This window comes from Streptomyces sp. NPDC093089, from assembly GCF_044754405.1.
In the GTDB taxonomy this organism is placed as follows: Bacteria; Actinomycetota; Actinomycetes; order Streptomycetales; family Streptomycetaceae; genus Streptomyces.
The window spans coordinates 273,214-288,504 of record NZ_JBIVPA010000005.1 but is presented as its reverse complement, the minus strand read 5'-3'; the positions used below and the strand labels follow the sequence as shown (position 1 = coordinate 288,504).

Here is a 15,291-nt window from a genome sequence, read left to right as displayed (position 1 = left end):
CTCCGGGCGCGCGGGAAGTCGCGGGCGGGCGGGAAGCAGCGGCCCGCCGGCGGGCGGGAAGCAGCGGCCCACGGTCCTTGGGAGGCCGCGCCTCAGGGACGTACGGAAAGTCCCGACCCACGGACGTACGGAAAGTCCCGACCCACGGACGTACGGGAGGACGCGACCCGTCGGCGGGCGGGAGGCCGCGCCTCGCGGTCGTACGGAAGGTGTCGACCCGCCGGCGTGTGCGGCGCTCAGGCCGTCGCTGCGCGCTCCGCCTTGCTGCGCTCGACGCAGAACTCGTTGCCCTCGGGGTCCGTGAGGGTCGCCCAGCCGGTGCCGTCCGGGTTCCGGTGGTCCTCGAAGAGGGTCGCGCCGAGGGCGAGCAGCCGCTCGACCTCCTCGTCGCGCGTGCGGTCCTGCGGCTGGAGGTCGAGGTGGACGCGGTTCTTCACCGTCTTCGCCTCGGGGACCTGGATGAAGAGGAGGCCCGCTCCGGCCGACTCGACGAGCACCTCCTCGTCACCGGGCCGGTCGTCGTCGGAGAGCTTGGAGTCGAGGACGCCGGCCCAGAAGGTCGCCAGGGCGTAGGCGTCGGCACAGTCGATGGTCACGTGGCGCACGAGAGAGGTCATGGCCCTCATGATCGGACCCTCCCGCCCCCGCGGGCCAGTGGATTACCACCCGTCGGTCGGCGGCGGCCGGCTGTCCGCCCTCGGTCGCCGCGACGAGGGCGGCGAGCGAGGAGCGAGTGCCCTGGAGGTCGTGGATCCGCTCGTCGACGGCGTCGAGCCGGGCGACCGGCATCGGGCCGAGGCAGGGCTCGATCTCCGCCTCGCTGCCGCAGACGCAGTCCAGGGCCTAGGCGATGCCCCGCGTCGGCAGCCCTGCGCCGGCTCCAGGAGGACGGCGAGGTCCGCCACATCGGCCTGTCCGAGGTGACGGTCGCCTCGGCGGGGAGGTCGCGAAGGAGGTCACCGCGGCGTCGGGCCCATGACCGGACGACGCGTCGGGCTCATGACCGGACGATGCCCTGGGCCCGGGCCGCGGCCAGCCACGCGGGGAAGTCGCCGACGATCCTGTCGTACAACTCCTCGTCCGGCACCCGGTTCGGGTCCTGCCCCGCGTGGAAGAAGCCGGCGTTGTCGACGGGCCGCTTCGCCGGCACGGCCAGCTCGTCGAGCCTGCGCAGGAACTCGAACTGCCGGCTCCCCGGGTCGCCGAAGCCGATGAACTGCCAGAAGATCGGCAACCGGGCCGCCTTGCAGACGTACCGCTCCGCCGCCAGCTTGTTGATCGGCCCGCCGTCGGTCTGGAAGACGACCAGCGCGGGCGCGGTGGAGCCGCTGTCCAGGTAGTGGTCGATGACGGCGTCCATCGCGAGGTGGTAGCTCGTCTTCCCCATGTGCCCGAGCCCGGCGACGATCCGGTCGATGCTCCCCGCGTGGCCGTCGAGCCGGATGTCGGTCTCCGCGTCGACGTCGGTCGAGAAGAAGACCACCGGCACCCGGCCGTCGTCGTCGAAGTGCGCGGACAGGCCGAGCACCCGGTCCGCCAGCGCCTGGACGCTGCCGTTGTTGTAGTACGGCTTCATCGACCCCGAGTAGTCGATCACCAGGTACACGGCGACCCGCTGCCCGCCGATGCCGTGCCGCTGGAGCGACGCCCCCGCCGACTTGTAGAGGCTGACCAGCGCGGGTGCGGTCTCCTCGACCTTCCGCAGGCTCAGTGCCATGGACGCTTCCCCTCCCACTCCTCGATGTCCGCGAGCATGGCGGCGGCCAGGTCGCGCTCGGCCGTGTAGTACCGCTCGGCCCAGGCCAGGGTGAGGCGGGGGAACGCCCACGCCTCGTCGGCCGCAGCGTCCGCCGCATCCGCCTCGGCGCGCCGCCGCATGCCCTCGGCGTACTCCCGGTGCCCGACGAGGACCTCCCGCATCCGCTCGGGTTCGAGGAGGTGGCCGAGCCAGAGCCGCAGCATCGGCCCGTGCTTGAGCACCGGCGGGTCGAGGGGGGCCGCGTTGGCCCAGGCCCGGACGGCGGCGAGACCCTCGCCGGTGATCCGGTAGACGCGTTTGTCTCGCGTGCCCGTCTCCGGGGCGACCAGGCGCGAGGTGGCGTAGCCGGCGTTCTCCAGCCGCTTGAGCTCACCGTAGACCTGGCTGAACGACGGGCTCCAGTAGAAGAGGCCGAGCGACCGGTCCGACCGCTTCTTGACGTCGTAGCCGGACAACTCCCGTCCGAAGGACAGCAGTCCGAGCACCGCCCAGCTCGTCGCCGGCAGCCCCGGCACGGTCTCTTCGTCCGCCACGGACGGCAGTCTACGGCCCTTCCCTCCTCCACCTGTGCCTGCTAGAAGTATTTCGATTAGGCATAGCCGTGCCGACCCTCCCGGGAGAAGCCCCCGTTGAAGTTCTCCATGATCTTCGAAGCACAGCTCGTCGACCCCACCCCCGACAGCGAACACCGCGTCCTCCACGACTGCGTCGAACAGGCCTTCCTCGCCGAGGAGATGGGCTTCGACCGCGTCTGGGCGGTCGAGCACCACCCCCTCACCCGGTACGCGCACATGAGCGCCTCCGAGATCTTCCTGACCTGGGTGGCCGCCCGCACCCGCACCCTCCGCGTCGGCCACGGCGTGGTCATGTGCCTGATCCAGACGGGCACCGTCCCGCAGGACGTCCGCCTGGAGACCATCCGCCAGTGGGGCACCAAGGTCATCCCCCACTTCCGCGAAACGGCGGGACCCGCATGACGGGCCCGTGAGCCGACTTCATCACCCCAACCACCCCTGGTCGGCACGCCCGTTCTGGAATCATGGACGTCCAGCGGGGCAGGGCAGGGGAGTTGGGGGCACGGGTGGGCACGGCGACGGACGCGGCCGAGGAGCAGGCGACCGGAAGAAGGCGGGCGCTGCTCATCGGAGTGGGCCGGACCGAGTTCCTGGAACGCGACGAGGACCTCGCCCGGCGCTACCCGCCGCTCGGCTTCGTCGACCGGGACGTCGAACTCGTCGGCACCGCCCTCGCCGCATCCGGCTACACCGTGGAGGCCCTCCACCCCGGCCACCCGAGCCCGGAGCGGCGGAACACGGGCGTGGGCTCGATCGTGAGCGCCGTGGAGGAGTTCCTCCTCTCCTGCGCGGCCGGCGACACCGCCTTCCTGTACGTCTCCGCCCACGGGGTCACCGTCGGCGAGCGCGAGTACCTCCTCACCTCGGACGCCCGCCCCCGGGCCGACGGCTCCCTGATCGCGCAGACCGTCCTCGAGACCGCGCCCGACGTCCTCCTCGGCACCGTCCCCGAGGGCGTGACGGTCGTCGTCGCCCTCGACACGTGCCGCACCGACCAGCCGCCCACCGCCGCGCCGCCGCGCCTGACCCGCCTGGTGGACTCCTCGTACGAGAACGTGGCGTGGCTCCGCGGCTGCGGCCCCGGGCAGGCCGCCTACGCCGACCCGGAGAAGGGCAGCCACTTCGGCATCGCCCTCTCGGAGGCCCTGTCGCCGCACAGCCCGTCCCGGACGTTCGAGGAGGTCCACGTCTTCGTCCGCGCCCGGATCGACCGGCTCGCCTCCCTCCTCACGGAACCCCCGCCGGCCGTCGAGTTCCAGTGCGCGGAGGAGCTCGCCGCCCGGCTGGTCCTGTGCGACGGCTCCGAGGAGACCGAGCTCTGGACCGAGGCCGTCGACGCCTCCGCCCTCTGGAAGCACACCTCGCAGACCGCCGTCCACGAACGGGTCAAGGAACGCCTCGGCGACCTGGCCCGCGAGGTCGCCAAGAGCCGGCTGGGCACGGACTCGGCCCTCGCCACCCCCTGGAGCGACCCCGCCTACCCGATCCGGGTCATGGAGCGCCTCGGCCACCTCGTCGACGCGGCCGGCCTCGCCGACCACGAACTCCTCTCCCCCGCCGAGACGGCGGCGCTGCTCGCCGCCCCCCTGCTCCACGAAGGCGTCGTCGCCGTCGCCCTGAGCGAACTCGCGGCGCTGCGGCCGGACCGCATCGACCGCAGCGAGGACGGCCGGGGCCGTACCGTCACCACCTCCCACGACCGCCTCGTGTGCGACGCCGCCCGCGACGTCTCACGGGCCCACTCCCAGGTCGCCCAGACCGCCGAGACCCTGCGCAGGCGCCACCTGCCCGCACCGGCCACGGCCGCCGACCACTGGCTCCGGCACCGCTTCATCGCCGACTGGGACCTCCTGTGGGACGGCACGGGCGACTACGCGTCGATCGACCACCTGATCGACCGCGTGGTCACCGCCGTCGCCGCCGCGGGCCCCGGCGAGCCCTCACCGCAGAACCGCGTCCTGATGGACCACCAGATCCGGCAGGTCCTCGCCCACGTCACCGTCGCCCCGGGCAGCAGCCCCCGCATCGACCGCACCGGCGAACTCCGCTGGAGCGAGCACCCGGCCGTGACCGGCAACGCCTGGCGCGCCCGCGACCTCGCCTACCTCGTCTGGCTCGCCTCCCTCCTCGCCGCCGACCCCCGCCGCATGTCCAGCGCCCTCGTCGACCACCTCGGCTCCGCCCACCGCCGCCTGGTCCCCTCCGAGGTCGTCGCGGCCCTCCCCGAGTACCGGCTGCACGCCCCGAACAACGCCGAAGGCGCGCGCGACCTCGCCGTCAACTTCCGCTGCCCCCACCCCGCCCTCCACGCCGCCCTGGAAGAACTCGCCGCCACCGCCGACGCCTCCGTCCGCGCCCGCCACAAGGGCTGGAAGGAGGCCCGCACCACCGCCCCCGACCTCCTGCGCGGCATCCCCCGCAAGGTCACCACCGAGTTCCTGGAGCCGCTGGCGCAGCAGTACACCAAGCCCCTGGAGCGCTTCCGCCTCGCCGAGGACGAGATCCGCCCCCTCCTCATGGGCACCCAGCTCTACGGCGACAAGATGCTCGCCGTCCGCGAGCTCTACCAGAACGCCCTCGACGCCTGCCGCCACCGCCAGCTCCGCACCGCGTACGGCCGGAAGATCGGCAAGTACGGGGCGACGGACGCCGGCCGCGAACCGGACATCACCTTCGTCCAGGGCTACGACGACGGCCGCCCCTACATCGAGTGCCGCGACACCGGCACCGGCATGAGCCGCAAGAAGCTCACCTCCATGTTCGCCCGCGCCGGCAAGCGCTACGAACAGGACCCCGACTTCGTCCAGGAGCGCCGCAACTGGCGCCGCGCCGGCATCGAACCCGTGCCCTTCAACAGCCGCTTCGGCATCGGCGTCTTCAGCTACTTCATGCTCGCCGAGGAAGTCGTCGTCACCACCGCCCCCGTCGACCCCCACGGCAACCCCTCCCGCACCGAAGCCCCCCTCCAGGCCACCATCCAGTCCGGCTCGGGCCTCCTCGAGATCGTCCCGACCTCCCAAGCCCCCGAACGCGGCGGCACCACCATCCGCCTCTACCTCAACGCCGACGGCGAACCCACCCCCTCGCTCGTCAAGACCCTGCGCGGCCTGCTGTGGGTGAGCGACCACCGGGTGACGGCGGTGGAGCTGGACCGGGACGGCGGGACGATCCGGTCGGAGGAGTGGCAGCCGGGCCGTCTCCAGGCCTCGGAACACTGGCCCGCGGCACCCGCCCGCGCCGGGGACGACGCATGGATCGTCCAGGGCCCCGGGCAGCTGCTGCTCGACGGGGTCGTGGTCAAGAACGCGCCCGAAGTGAAGGGCTACGTCTTCAACCTTCGTGAGCGGGATCAGCCGGTACCCACCGTCGACCGCAACGAGCTCCTCCGCTACGACAGGGAAGGGGTGACGCGCCGGGTCCTGGCCGGCGTGCCCGAGGCGGTCGCTTCGTTCGAGGAGGTGTCGCTGCGATGGCTGTGGGAACTCGCTCTCAAGGAACCCAAGTTGGCGGTGAGGGTCTTCGACGCACTCGTCGGCGAGTCGGTGGGATTCCTGCACCCCACGCACGAGGAACGCAGCCTGGCCTCCTCGACCTTCCGGCTGCGCGACGTCGGCTGCCTGCCGTCCGACCGCACGGCAATCCACCAGCATCAGCTGATGCGGCCGTTCGGAAGCGATCCCACGTACGAGAGCACCCTGTTCAACCGCTGGCGCAACTCACTGCTGGGCATTCTCGACGGCACTCGGGAACCGTTCGCCCCCCACGGGTACCCGAAGCCTGTCGGTCTCGATGCGCTGCTCTTCGAGCGCGGCGCACCGGACGGCTCCTGGGCCGGGGCGATGAGGGTGGCCGCACGCTCCGGCGAATCCCTCGCGGTGGCCGTGCGCGCCCAGCGGCGCTTCGCCATCGCCGGCGTGGAGGTACCCGAGATCTCGGGCATCGGCGCGCTCAAGGACATGTTCCCCACCGAGGTCATGGCCGACCTCTGCGGGGCTTACCGACCGGCAGCCCCTTCGCCCAGGGTGGGCCAACGCATCCCGCCCCGCTACGCCTCTCTCCTTTCGGTCGCGACAGCCCACCGGATCCCGCTGTCCGAAGCTCTCGCTTCGGTCCGAGACCTCGCGCGGCGCGTGCCGTTGCCGGGCTTGGAGGACATCCCCCTGCTCGCGGAGGACACCCCCAGCGACACCGATGTCATGGCCGCCCTGTTCATGAAGGGGGAGGCGGTCCACTGGCAGGAAGGCGTCGCCCACCCGGTGGACCTTCTGGTGGGTGCGACGTCCGTCGAGCGGCGCAGGCAAGTCGTCGAGCAGATCGACGCCCTGAAGCAGTTGGGTTTCTCGCTGGGTTCCAGGTGCTCGGGCGCGACTCTCACTCATCGCGCCCTGACCGGCGACGAGCGCCGCCTCCTGTCGTTCAACGTGGATGGCGAGGCTCCCTGGCTCAAGGACGACCTGACCGTGTTCGACGTCCTGGAGCGGTCCGCGATCATGAGAATCCCGATGGGCCGAGTGGTCGAGCAGATCAACTCCCTCACCACCGCGACGGGCATCTCGGCCCCTCAGGTCCCCGATACGGTCACCGGCTGGACGGCCCCTTCCTGGGTGTCAGGGCTCCTTCCCTGGCCGGACGAGGAACCCGGTCCCTTCGGACCCTGGCGTGTGACCGCGGCAGGACGGCACAGCTTCTCCCGGGAGGACTCCGCAGCGGCGCACCAGGATCTTCGGCACCTGGATGCCTGCGGTGTCCTCGCGCCGGGCTGTCTCGAACTCGTCGCGGCCCACATGGAGGAGATCGCCAAGAACTCCTTCATCAACCATGTGCTCGACGTCGCCCATCCTTACTCGAAGTACGGAACCGGGCGCTGGAACCTCGACGCCCGCGGTCTCGGGGTGGAACCGCTGGCCCACCTCGCGTCCGTGCTGAAGGGCACCCTGGCCGCCCAGGCCGAACACGCCGCGGCTCTCGACCCGCCCTTCCCCCTGGCGGTCGCCGACGTCCCGGATTCCCTCCGCGCTCTCGGCCCGGACGTCGGGACGCGGTTCCTCTTCGAGCAGGGCTACGGGCACGGGCACAGCATGGCGTTCCGGTCCCACCTGACATGTGGCCAGCTCCTCGCCAACGCCGCCTACAAACCCGACGGCCTCGGCGAGACCGTCCGCATCGCCCAGGCCTTCCTCCCCGCCGGCGGCCCCGCCCTCCCCGGCCCCTTCACCGGCCCCGGCTCCGAGGTTCTGGAGCACTTCGTCCCCGACGACTTCGATCTGGCGGCCTTCGACCCGGGCCTCCTCGGCCCCGGCACCCTCGGCCCCCTCGAACTCGTCCTCGTCGCCGGCCGGTTCGGCTGGACGCTGGGGAAGGCGTACGAGCGGTACGCACCGTTCCGGTGCCTCGGGCTCGACGTGACGGTCGAGGCGCCCATCGGCGAGGAGCGCGAGATCGTGCCGGACTGGCGGGACGTCATCGTGCTGACGGCGCGGCTGACGGGTCGGGCGCCGGCGGTCGAAGGGCTCGTGGACCCCGATCACGTACTGCTCTGCTCGGAGGAGACGGACCTGTCCGAGGAGGAGGTCCTCGAACGGCTCTGCCGGTACCGACGGCTCTTCGAGCTGCTAGTTCCCACCACCACTGGAGGCCCGCGCCCATGAGTTCGACCGTTCCCTACCGCATCACGGACCGGCCGTTGACCTCGCCCGTCACCACGTTCCTGTGGGAGCCGCGGGAAGGAGGGGAGGTGGAGGCCTCGGGCGAGTGCCCCGAGTGCCGGTGTGTGACCAGGCGGGTGTGGAAGGAGGTGCAGTACGTGACGAAGGGACCGGGGTCGTCGCGGGGTCCGGGGGGCGAGGACACCGCGCCGAGGTACGCGCGGTGTGCGTGCGAGACGTGGCACGTGGACCGGCCGGCGGGGGTCGAGAAGGGGTGCGGGGCGTCGTTCTGGGTCGCGCCTCCTCGGGGGAACCGGCCGTGAACGAGTTCACGCCCGCGGAGCTGCGGGACGCCGACGAGCGCGTACTGGCGATGGCGACGCCGCCCGAGCAGCTGAGGGCGGCGCTGCAGCAGGCGGAGGGGTACCGGAACTTCCTGGCCACGCTGACCGGGCTGCTGACGGTCGTCTTCGTGCTGAAGGGGCAGGAGAACCTGAGCAAGATGACCACCGGGCCGCGGTGGTGGGTGATCGGACTGCTCGCGGGGGCGTTCCTGCTGCTCCTGCTCGCCTCGTGGCTGATGGTGACGGCGGTGCACGAGTCGCCGGGCCGAAAGCTGCGGTCGGGCGCGGAGGACCTGCTGCGGTACGAGCGGCGGCGGGCCGGGGCCGTGCGGCGGATGACCGGATGGGCGCGGTGGATGGGCCTCGTGGGGGTCTTGGCGGTGTCGACGGCGTCGCTGCTGACGTGGATCTTTCCCGGGAAGAGCTAGGGGGTTCCCGCGGGCGCGCGTCCGTGCCGGGACGCGCATCGGCGCCCACCCAGTCGTCCGGTCGGGGACATTCGGGGGGCGCCGCGCTCAGTTCCGTACGTCGTTGTACGGGACGTGTGGGGGACGGATCAGACCATCAGGGAACGGTCCGTCGGGCGGATCGGGGCCGGCAGGGAGCTGGCTCCGGTCAGGTAGCGGTCCACGCCACGGGCGGCGGAGCGGCCCTCGGCGATGGCCCAGACGATGAGGGACTGGCCGCGGCCGGCGTCACCGGCGACGAAGACGCCATCGACGTTGGTGGCGAAGTCCGCGTCACGGGCGATGTTACCGCGCTCGTCGAGGTCCAGACCAAACTGGGAGACGAGGCCGTTCTCCACGTCGGTGCCGGTGAAGCCCATCGCGAGCGTGACCAGCTGGGCGGGGATCTTGCGCTCGGTGCCCGGCTTCTGGGTCAGCTTGCCGTCGACGAACTCGACCTCGACGAGGTGGAGGAACTGGACGTTGCCGTCCTCGTCGCCCTCGAAGTGGGTGGTGGAGACGGAGTAGACCCGCTCGCCGCCCTCCTCGTGCGCGGAGGTGACCTTGTACAGCATGGGGAAGGTCGGCCAGGGCTGGCCGGCGTTCCGGTCCTCGCCCGGCTTCGGCATGATCTCCAGCTGCGTGACCGAGGCCGCGCCCTGGCGGTGCGCCGTACCGACGCAGTCCGCGCCGGTGTCGCCGCCGCCGATGACCACGACGTGCTTGCCCTCGGCGGTGATCGGCGGGGCCACGAAGTCGCCCTCGACGACCTTGTTGGCCAGCGGCAGGTACTCCATGGCCTGGTGGATGCCGTTCAGCTCGCGGCCCGGGACGGGCAGGTCGCGGGCGGTGGTGGCACCGGCGGCGATGACCACGGCGTCGAACCGCTTGCGCAGGTCCGTCGACGTCAGGTCGCGGCCGATCTCGATGCCCGTGCGGAACTTGGTGCCCTCCGCGCGCATCTGCTCGATGCGGCGGTTGATGTGCCGCTTCTCCATCTTGAACTCGGGGATGCCGTAGCGCAGCAGGCCGCCGATGCGGTCGGCGCGCTCGTACACGACCACGGTGTGGCCGGCCCGGGTCAGCTGCTGGGCGGCGGCGAGACCCGCCGGGCCCGAGCCGATGACGGCCGCGGTCTTGCCGGACAGGCGCTCGGGCACCTGCGGCTTGACGTCGTTCGCGTCCCAGGCCTTGTCGATGATGGAGACTTCGACGTTCTTGATGGTGACGGCCGGCTGGTTGATGCCGAGCACGCACGCCGACTCGCACGGAGCCGGGCACAGGCGGCCGGTGAACTCCGGGAAGTTGTTGGTGGCGTGCAGGCGCTCCGACGCCGCCGACCAGTCCTCGCGGTAGGCGAAGTCGTTCCACTCGGGGATGAGGTTCCCGAGGGGGCAGCCGTTGTGGCAGAACGGGATGCCGCAGTCCATGCAGCGTCCGGCCTGCTTGCTGATGATCGGCAGCAGCGAACCGGGAACGTAGACCTCGTTCCAGTCCCGGACGCGCTCGCTCACCGGTCGGGTCTGGGCGACTTCACGCCCGGTGGTCAGGAAGCCCTTGGGGTCAGCCATGGGACGCAGCCTCCATCATCTTCTCGGTGGTCTCGGTCTCGGAGAGACCGGCGAGCTCAGCGGCGTCCTTGGCGGCGAGCACTGCCTTGTACGTGGTGGGGATGATCTTGCTGAACCGGGCCGCCGCGGCGTCCCAGTCGGCGAGGAGCTTCTCCGCGACCGTCGAGCCGGTCTCCTCCTGGTGGCGGCGCACGACATCGTGCAGCCAGTCCTTGTCGGCGTCCGAAAGGGTCTCGATCGCGCCCAGGTTGCCGGAGTTGACGTTGTCCCGGTCGAGGTCGACGACGTAGGCGACACCGCCCGACATGCCGGCAGCGAAGTTGCGTCCGGTCTCGCCGAGGACGACCGCCGTACCGCCGGTCATGTACTCGCAGCCGTGGTCGCCCACGCCCTCCGAGACGACCAGGGCGCCGGAGTTGCGGACGCAGAAGCGCTCGCCGGTGCGGCCGCGCAGGAACAGCTCGCCGCCGGTCGCGCCGTAGCCGATGGTGTTGCCCGCGATGGTCGAGTACTCGGCCAGGTGGTCCGCGCCGCGGTCCGGGCGGACGACCACGCGGCCGCCGGAGAGGCCCTTGCCGACGTAGTCGTTGGCGTCGCCCTCCAGGCGGAGGGTCACACCGCTCGGCAGGAAGGCGCCGAAGGACTGGCCGGCGGAGCCGGTGAAGGTGATGTCGATGGTGTCGGCGGGCAGGCCCGCGCCACCGAACTTCTTCGTGACGTGGTGGCCGAGCATCGTGCCGACGGTCCGGTTGATGTTCCGGATCGCGACCTGGGCGCGGACCGGCTGCGCCTCCTCGGCGGAGGGGGCGTTCAGGGCCTCGGCGGCGAGCTGGATCAGCTCGTTGTCGAGGGCCTTCTCCAGACCGTGGTCCTGCTCGATCAGGGCGTGGCGGACCGCGCCCTCGGGCAGCTCCGGCACGTGGAAGAGCGGCTCCAGGTCGAGACCCTGCGCCTTCCAGTGGGTGACGGCGCGGCTGGTGTCGAGCAGCTCGGCGTGGCCGACGGCCTCCTCGATCGTGCGGAAGCCCAGCTCGGCGAGGATCTCGCGGACCTCCTCGGCGATGAACTCGAAGAAGTTGACGACGTACTCGGCCTTGCCGGAGAACCGGTCGCGGAGCGCAGGGTTCTGGGTGGCGATGCCGACCGGGCAGGTGTCCAGGTGGCAGACGCGCATCATGACGCAGCCGGAGACGACGAGCGGCGCGGTCGCGAAACCGAACTCCTCGGCGCCGAGCAGCGCGGCGATGACGACGTCGCGGCCGGTCTTGAGCTGGCCGTCGGTCTGGACGACGATCCGGTCGCGCAGGCCGTTGAGCAGCAGGGTCTGCTGGGTCTCTGCGAGGCCGAGCTCCCAGGGGCCGCCCGCGTGCTTCAGCGAGGTCAGCGGGGAGGCGCCCGTTCCGCCGTCGTGGCCGGAGATGAGGACGACGTCCGCGTGGGCCTTGGAGACACCGGCGGCGACCGTGCCGACGCCGACCTCGGAGACCAGCTTCACGTGGATGCGGGCGACCGGGTTGGCGTTCTTGAGGTCGTGGATCAGCTGAGCCAGGTCCTCGATGGAGTAGATGTCGTGGTGCGGCGGCGGCGAGATGAGGCCGACGCCGGGCGTCGAGTGACGCGTCTTGGCGACCCACGGGTAGACCTTGTGGCCGGGCAGCTGGCCGCCCTCGCCGGGCTTGGCGCCCTGGGCCATCTTGATCTGGATGTCGTCGGCGTTGACGAGGTACTCGCTGGTGACGCCGAAGCGGCCGGAGGCGACCTGCTTGATGGAGGAGCGGCGCGCCGGGTCGTACAGGCGGTCCGGGTCCTCGCCGCCCTCACCGGTGTTGGACTTGGCGCCCAGCTGGTTCATGGCGATGGCGAGGGTCTCGTGCGCCTCGCGGGAGATGGAGCCGTACGACATGGCGCCCGTCGAGAACCGCTTGACGATCTCGCTGACCGGCTCGACCTCGTCGATCGAGATCGCCTCGCGGTCCGAGGAGAAGCCGAAGAGGCCGCGGAGCGTCATGAGGCGCTCGGACTGCTCGTTCACCCGGTCCGTGTACTTCTTGAAGATGTCGTACCGCTTGTTGCGCGTGGCGTGCTGCAGGCGGAAGACGGTCTCCGGGTCGAACAGGTGCGGCTCGCCCTCGCGGCGCCACTGGTACTCGCCGCCGATCTCCAGGGCGCGGTGCGCCGAGGGGACGCCGGAGGCGGGGTACGCCTTGGCGTGGCGGGCGGCGACCTCCTTGGCGACGACGTCGAGACCGGCGCCGCCGATCTTGGTGGCCGTGCCGTTGAAGTAGGTGGCGACGAACTCGGCGTCGAGGCCGACGGCCTCGAAGACCTGGGCGCCGCGGTAGGAGGCGACGGTCGAGATGCCCATCTTGGACATGACCTTGAGGACGCCCTTGCCGAGCGCGTAGATCAGGTTCCGGATGGCCTGCTCGGGCTCCAGGCCCTCGATGAAGGTGCCGGCGCGGACCAGGTCCTCGACGGACTCCATGGCGAGGTACGGGTTGACCGCCGCGGCGCCGTAGCCGATGAGCAGGGCGACGTGGTGGACCTCGCGGACGTCACCGGCCTCGACCAGCAGACCCACCTTGGTGCGCTGCTTGGTGCGGATGAGGTGGTGGTGGACGGCCGCGGTGAGCAGCAGCGAGGGGATCGGCGCGTGCTCGGCGTCGGAGTGCCGGTCGGAGAGCACGATCAGGCGGGCGCCGCCCTCGATCGCGGTGTCGGCCTCGGCGCAGATCGCGTCGATGCGGGCGGCGAGGGACTCGCCGCCGCCGGAGACCCGGTAGAGGCCGGAGAGGGTCGCGGCCTTCATGCCGGGCATGTCACCGTCGGCGTTGATGTGGACGAGCTTGGCCAGCTCGTCGTTGTCGATCACCGGGAAGGGCAGGGTGACGCTGCGACACGACACGGAGGTCGGTTCGAGCAGGTTGCCCTGGGGGCCGAGCGAGGAGCGCAGGCTCGTCACGAGCTCCTCGCGGATGGCGTCCAGCGGCGGGTTGGTGACCTGCGCGAAGAGCTGGGTGAAGTAGTCGAAGAGCAGCCGCGGGCGGGCGGACAGGGCCGCGATCGGCGAGTCCGTGCCCATGGAGCCGAGGGGCTCGCCGCCGGTGTTGGCCATCGGGGCGAGGATGACGCGGAGCTCTTCCTCGGTGTAGCCGAAGGTCTGCTGGCGACGGGTGACCGAGGCGTGGGTGTGCACGATGTGCTCGCGCTCGGGAAGGTCGGAGAGCTCGATCTCCCCGGTCTCCAGCCACTCCGCGTACGGGTGCTCGGCGGCGAGACCGGCCTTGATCTCGTCGTCCTCGATGATCCGGTGCTCGGCGGTGTCGACGAGGAACATCTTGCCGGGCTGGAGGCGGCCCTTGCGGACGACCTTGGCGGGGTCGATGTCGAGGACGCCGACCTCGGAGGAGAGGACGACGAGGCCCTCGTCGGTGACCCAGTAGCGGCCGGGGCGCAGACCGTTGCGGTCGAGGACCGCGCCGACCTGGACGCCGTCGGTGAAGGTGACGCAGGCCGGGCCGTCCCAGGGCTCCATCATCGTGGAGTGGTACTGGTAGAAGGCGCGGCGGGCCGGGTCCATGGTCTCGTGGTTCTCCCACGCCTCCGGGACCATCATGAGGACCGCGTGCGGCAGGGAGCGGCCGCCGAGGTGGAGCAGCTCCAGGACCTCGTCGAAGGAGGCCGAGTCGGAGGCGTCCGGGGTGCAGATCGGGAAGATCCGGTCGAGCGAGCCCTCGCCGAAGACGGTGGAGTCGAGCTGGGCCTCGCGGGCGGTCATCCAGTTCCGGTTGCCCTTGACGGTGTTGATCTCACCGTTGTGGGCGACGAAGCGGTACGGGTGGGCCAGCGGCCAGCTCGGGAAGGTGTTGGTGGAGAACCGGGAGTGGACCAGGGCCACGGCGGTGGCGCAGCGGCGGTCCGACAGGTCCGGGAAGAAGGGCTCCAGCTGACCGGTGGTCAGCATGCCCTTGTAGACGATCGTGCGGGCGGAGAGCGACGGGAAGTAGGTCGCTGCCTCGCGCTCGGCGCGCTTGCGCAGCACGAACGCCTTGCGGTCCAGCGCGATGCCCGTGTTCTCGCCGTCGGCGACGAAGACCTGGCGGAAGACCGGCATGGTGGAGCGGGCGGAGGCGCCGAGCAGCTCGGGGGCGACGGGGACCTCGCGCCAGCCGAGGACGGTGAGGCCCTCTTCGGCGGCGATGGCCTCGATCTTCGAGACGGTCTCGTCCGTGCCGTCCTCGGGGAGGAAGGCGATGCCGACGGCGTAGGCGCCGGCCTCGGGGAGCTCGAATCCGGCGACCTCGCGCAGGAAGGCGTCCGGGACCTGGAAAAGGATGCCGGCGCCGTCTCCGGAGTCGGGCTCGGAGCCGGTGGCGCCGCGGTGCTCGAGGTTGCGCAGTACGGTCAGCGCCTGCTCGACCAGCGCGTGGCTGGCTACACCGGTGAGGGTGGCCACGAACCCGACACCACAGGCGTCGTGTTCGTTACGGGGGTCGTACATCCCCTGCGGAGCGGGGCGACCGTCCATGGGCGACCAGGCGTCGGAACGCATCGGCTCTCCCGTCGTCGTCGTGGCATATGCAGATGCCGAGGGACGACGTTGGCCCTCCGCGAAATTTCGTGCAGGTTACATGATGGCTGGCTTCTCGCGAAGTGGATAGCTCATTCCAGCATGCGGACACCGCCGATACGGAGCGGTGGTGTGGGTTCACCTGTGGGGTGCGGGAACAGGGACTGCCCCGCGGGGGACGGATCGAAGGATTCGGAGGATCTCCGGATCTCCGGCGGTCCGTCGCTGCGCGGGCATCGTCGCCCGCCTGAGGGGGGCTCCATTGCCCCGTGACGCTCATGCCTCATTCCCGTTGGTCACGAGTTCGAAACCGCCGGGTAACCGGCTACATATGTGGCGTCCCGCATAGTGTCTCATCGCGACGGAGGATCGGACCAGGGA

At 71.2% G+C, this 15,291-nt stretch carries 6 protein-coding genes and 2 pseudogenes; 3 read left to right on the top strand and 5 right to left on the bottom strand.

Going from position 1 to position 15,291, the window contains the following annotated elements:
* Positions 1 to 245: 245 nt before the first annotated feature.
* The 3 genes and pseudogenes from ACIQFX_RS14005 to ACIQFX_RS13995 all read right to left on the bottom strand — a co-directional run.
* Positions 246 to 617, bottom strand: a pseudogene (locus ACIQFX_RS14005) (VOC family protein); the annotation flags it as partial.
* A gap of 380 nt (positions 618 to 997) precedes the next feature.
* A complete protein-coding gene (locus ACIQFX_RS14000) occupies positions 998 to 1,717 on the bottom strand; it encodes a VWA domain-containing protein (protein WP_402462235.1) in 720 nt (239 codons plus the stop codon).
* On the bottom strand, positions 1,708 to 2,292 hold the full coding sequence (locus tag ACIQFX_RS13995) for a PadR family transcriptional regulator (protein ID WP_402462232.1): 585 nt from the start codon (positions 2,290 to 2,292) through the stop codon (positions 1,708 to 1,710). The genes ACIQFX_RS14000 and ACIQFX_RS13995 overlap by 10 nt, the downstream gene beginning before the upstream one ends.
* 96 nt (positions 2,293 to 2,388) lie before the next feature.
* Between ACIQFX_RS13995 and ACIQFX_RS13990 the strand changes: the two are divergent.
* The 3 genes and pseudogenes from ACIQFX_RS13990 to ACIQFX_RS13980 all read left to right on the top strand — a co-directional run.
* A pseudogene (locus tag ACIQFX_RS13990) lies at positions 2,389 to 2,625 on the top strand (LLM class flavin-dependent oxidoreductase); the annotation flags it as partial.
* A gap of 173 nt (positions 2,626 to 2,798) precedes the next feature.
* Entirely contained in the window at positions 2,799 to 7,982 is a 5,184-nt protein-coding gene (locus tag ACIQFX_RS13985; protein WP_402462229.1) for a caspase family protein, read from the top strand.
* Positions 7,983 to 8,298: 316 nt separating this feature from the next.
* On the top strand, positions 8,299 to 8,751 hold the full coding sequence (locus tag ACIQFX_RS13980; RefSeq protein WP_402462226.1) for a hypothetical protein: 453 nt from the start codon (positions 8,299 to 8,301) through the stop codon (positions 8,749 to 8,751).
* 128 nt (positions 8,752 to 8,879) lie between these two features.
* Here the strand turns inward: ACIQFX_RS13980 and ACIQFX_RS13975 are convergent, their stop codons facing one another.
* Both ACIQFX_RS13975 and gltB read right to left on the bottom strand, forming a co-directional pair.
* The gene (locus ACIQFX_RS13975) at positions 8,880 to 10,340 is read right to left on the bottom strand and encodes a glutamate synthase subunit beta (protein WP_402462223.1); all 1,461 of its coding nucleotides are present in this window, start codon (positions 10,338 to 10,340) and stop codon (positions 8,880 to 8,882) included.
* Positions 10,333 to 14,892 (bottom strand): glutamate synthase large subunit, encoded by a 4,560-nt coding sequence (gene gltB, locus ACIQFX_RS13970; protein WP_402462220.1) that lies wholly within the window; start codon positions 14,890 to 14,892, stop codon positions 10,333 to 10,335. The genes ACIQFX_RS13975 and gltB overlap by 8 nt, the downstream gene beginning before the upstream one ends.
* Between the last annotated feature and the right edge of the window lie 399 nt (positions 14,893 to 15,291).